The following is a 3,356-nucleotide window of genomic DNA, read 5'->3' on the forward strand; positions in this document are numbered from 1 at the left end:
ATGTGTACCTTTAGCAATGTAGAAGCAGGGGAACATACTATTACAGTAAGAGACGCTATAGGCTGTGGGGAAACTACCATAACCATTACAATTATAGACTACCCACATTACTTTACACCTAATGGGGATGGGTACCACGATACGTGGAACATCTATGGCTTAGCTGGACAACCGGATGCTATTATTTATATCTTTGACCGTTATGGCAAGCTATTAAAACAACTAAGTCCTTCTGGAAGTGGATGGAATGGGACTTATAATGGCAACCCTATGCCTAATAGCACCTATTGGTTTACGGTACAGTACAGAGAACCGAGTACTAATGAAGTGAAAACGTTTAAGGCCCATTTTGCGTTGAAACGATAATAAACAATTTTAAATATTTAATTTAAAAAGGTCTAAGCTATTGCTTAGACCTTTTTTATAATTCTATTTGTTTTTTATAAAGCGTTTTCAGTATAGTGCATAAAAAAAGGAGTTATCATAATGATAACTCCTTTTTTGTGGGCGCGAAGGGATTCGAACCCCTGACCCCTTGGGTGTAAACCAAGTGCTCTGAACCAACTGAGCTACGCGCCCTTATTATGTATTATGAACTGCAATTTGAAAAAGTGGGCGCGAAGGGATTCGAACCCCTGACCCCTTGGGTGTAAACCAAGTGCTCTGAACCAACTGAGCTACGCGCCCTTTTTCCTGATTGCGGGTGCAAATATAACGTAAAGTTTAACCATTCAAAATATTTTACACACTTTTTTAGAATTATTTTTAGTTTTTTTAATGTTTAAGTTTTTTAATGGAATACATATAATTAAAACATTTATTTTAGTTAACTATAAATAAACACTTTATATTAAATCAACACAATAGTTCTAGCTAACAACTTCTTTAAAAAAAAATACTTCTTTTTAATTTTGAGTTATAAAAGCTAATAATTTAATATTTTAGAATTTTAATTAAATACTCCCAATTTGAAGTATATTTCTTTAATCGATGAGCTAGGATTAGACATAGAAGCGCTTTCCAATATTGATGCTAGTAAAATAATTAGGCTACAAAAGCAGCTAAAAGCTAATGCTGTACTTAATAATACAAGTAACTTAGGAGAGCTTTCTCTATTAATAGAGCATTTTAAAGATGAAACAGCTAAACAAAATCACTTATTTGTTGAAAAGCATATATGGCTAAAGAAAATTATAAGTGGGCAATACACGGATATTTCGGAAGATTCTATCATTATAGATAATGAGGCTATTAAAAATCCTGAAGCTCTAAGACATTTTTTAACGCCTTACTTTAAAGAAAACATAAAACCTTTTCTTTCTGCTGCTCTTAATAATGGAAAATACCAGTTATTATTACTTGTTGTCAGGCGTAATTTTTTATTTTCGGAAGAAATCAATCAGATAATAGTAAACTTTTTTAAATCGAAATTAAATTATGCTTCTGTATACCTAAGAAAAGGAAAAACTCTTGAAAAGGGACACCCAATAGCTTATATTAATGATTATGATTTTATTAGAAGCTTGAACGAGTTTCCTAACTCATTTTCTGAAGAGATTGAAGAGCTCTGCTCTGCTGCTGTTGATTTATATAACAGTAAAAGACGAAATACAGATAATATTAATTTCATTTTTGCAGCCAAAACTATGGTTGCTCTGGGCGAATTAGATGTTTCAAATACTTTTTTAAAAGATTTATTAGATTCTAATGCAGAAATTGCCGAGCCTTATTCATACAATACAAGACGTAAAAACACTTCAGGGTCTGGATATGGTATAGGCACTGTACTTGTCGTTATCTTTATTGTTATACGAATTATAGTTTATTCAAATAAAAGTTCTGACAATACCATTATAAATATTAAAGATAATGAGTATTATAAAGAACTATTAGACAAACCTTATGGTTCTAATGGTAAAACTCTAAAAGAAATAATTGAAGAAAGTAAGATAAAACATAATAACACATTTGATAATGATGAAGTCATAGAAGAAACAGTAATAGAAAGCACAGTTTTAGATGACACTAATTCAAAAAATAACACTAGTAAATACAAAGTATTCCCTAAATATTCAGAAAAGTTTAAATTAGAAAATCATATTCGCTTTTTATACACATTAAAGCGTAAAACTAAACGAAAAACTAGTAGCGCGCACATCACACCTTATGTAATAAAACCGCTTTCTAACCCTTATCCTAAAACGTTTTACACCTTACCTAGTTATTACAAAAGTAATGATAAGGGTTATACCCAAATAAAAAACAAGAGTATGCAGGATCTTATTGTTTTTAGGTTACTAAAGGGTATTGATGAATCTTTATATATACCCAAAAACAAAAATGCTTATATTGATTTAAAAGTTGGAGACTCTTTAGTTTTTTACACTGGAGAAAACTTTGTAGACACTCAATTCTCTCATTTTATAGATAATACAGACATTTCTAAAATGTATACTGTTGAACATCTGGAAAAAGATATTCCAAAAGAGATCAGTATTTTACCTTTCTACAATAAAATAAATATAAGAAAAAACAACATCGGCGGAAAAACAATTACTACTATAGACACCTTACGTAAAGAAGCGATAAACACAAAAAGTGTAAAGCTTAATACATTAAATATAGATAGGCTTTACACTAATTATTATAATAAAAAGTATAAAAATTAACTTAACCCAGTTTTAGAATCGTCCTTAAACTGTTTCTGTCTCTCTTTTTCGTAGTCTGGTAACATGGCATATAAGGCATAAACAATATGGCGTAGCGATTTATAATCTTGTTTATCTATTGCTTCGTCTCCTTGTTTTATTAATTTATCTGCTTTTCGCTGATTAGAATATTCGGTACTGTACTTTAATCCTAAAAAGTAAGAAATAAAATTCTCGTCGCTAGATTGTATTATATCGTTAAATAAAAGTTCTAACTCTTTAATTTTGGCTCGTATTAAATACTTATTTCCAGAATTAACCACCTCTTTTTCGTTATTAATAATCTTTAAATATTTATCTTCATAACGTTTATTCTCTTCTTTATTAATTAAGTACTCTAAGCTTTCTTTAGAAGACATGTATTCTTCTATTTCTGTTGCTATTGCTTTATTTCTGGTTAAAGCATCAAAAGATTGAATTAGTTTTCTTTTTTTATCATCTAATTGATATTTCTGGTCAGAAATATCATCGTCTTCTAATAATGTTGCTTCTATTTGTATTTCAATTAATCCAACTCTAATTTTTTCTAATTGATTGGAATATTCAAAATTTTCATCATTATTATTTTCTTTTATCAATTCCTCTACCTCAGCTAAAATAGAATTGATTTCTAGATTAATTTTATTAATACTTATTGAACGTTCAGAC

Annotated in this window: 3 protein-coding genes and 2 tRNA genes; 2 read left to right on the top strand and 3 right to left on the bottom strand. The window is 29.5% G+C overall.

The features are described 5' to 3' along the window. Window positions 1-366: T9SS type B sorting domain-containing protein (locus ACVC2P_RS15655; protein ID WP_452599394.1), on the top strand; the 366-nt coding region annotated here is incomplete at its 5' end. Between the two features lie 138 nt (window positions 367-504). Here the strand turns inward: ACVC2P_RS15655 and ACVC2P_RS15660 are convergent. Both ACVC2P_RS15660 and ACVC2P_RS15665 read right to left on the bottom strand, forming a co-directional pair. Beyond that, a tRNA-Val gene (locus ACVC2P_RS15660) sits at window positions 505-579 on the bottom strand. A 33-nt stretch (window positions 580-612) separates the two neighbouring features. After that, window positions 613-687: transfer RNA gene (locus ACVC2P_RS15665), tRNA-Val, on the bottom strand. A 281-nt stretch (window positions 688-968) separates the two neighbouring features. Between ACVC2P_RS15665 and ACVC2P_RS15670 the strand changes: the two genes are divergently transcribed. Continuing rightward, complete coding sequence (locus tag ACVC2P_RS15670) at window positions 969-2,669, top strand: hypothetical protein (RefSeq protein ID WP_452599395.1); 1,701 nt, start codon at window positions 969-971, stop codon at window positions 2,667-2,669. Here the strand turns inward: ACVC2P_RS15670 and ACVC2P_RS15675 are convergent. Next, a partial coding sequence (locus ACVC2P_RS15675; RefSeq protein WP_452599396.1) for a hypothetical protein occupies window positions 2,666-3,356 on the bottom strand: 691 nt, incomplete at its 5' end. The two genes, ACVC2P_RS15670 and ACVC2P_RS15675, sit on opposite strands and share 4 nt — an antisense overlap.

The organism is Pontimicrobium sp. MEBiC01747, from assembly GCF_053601635.1.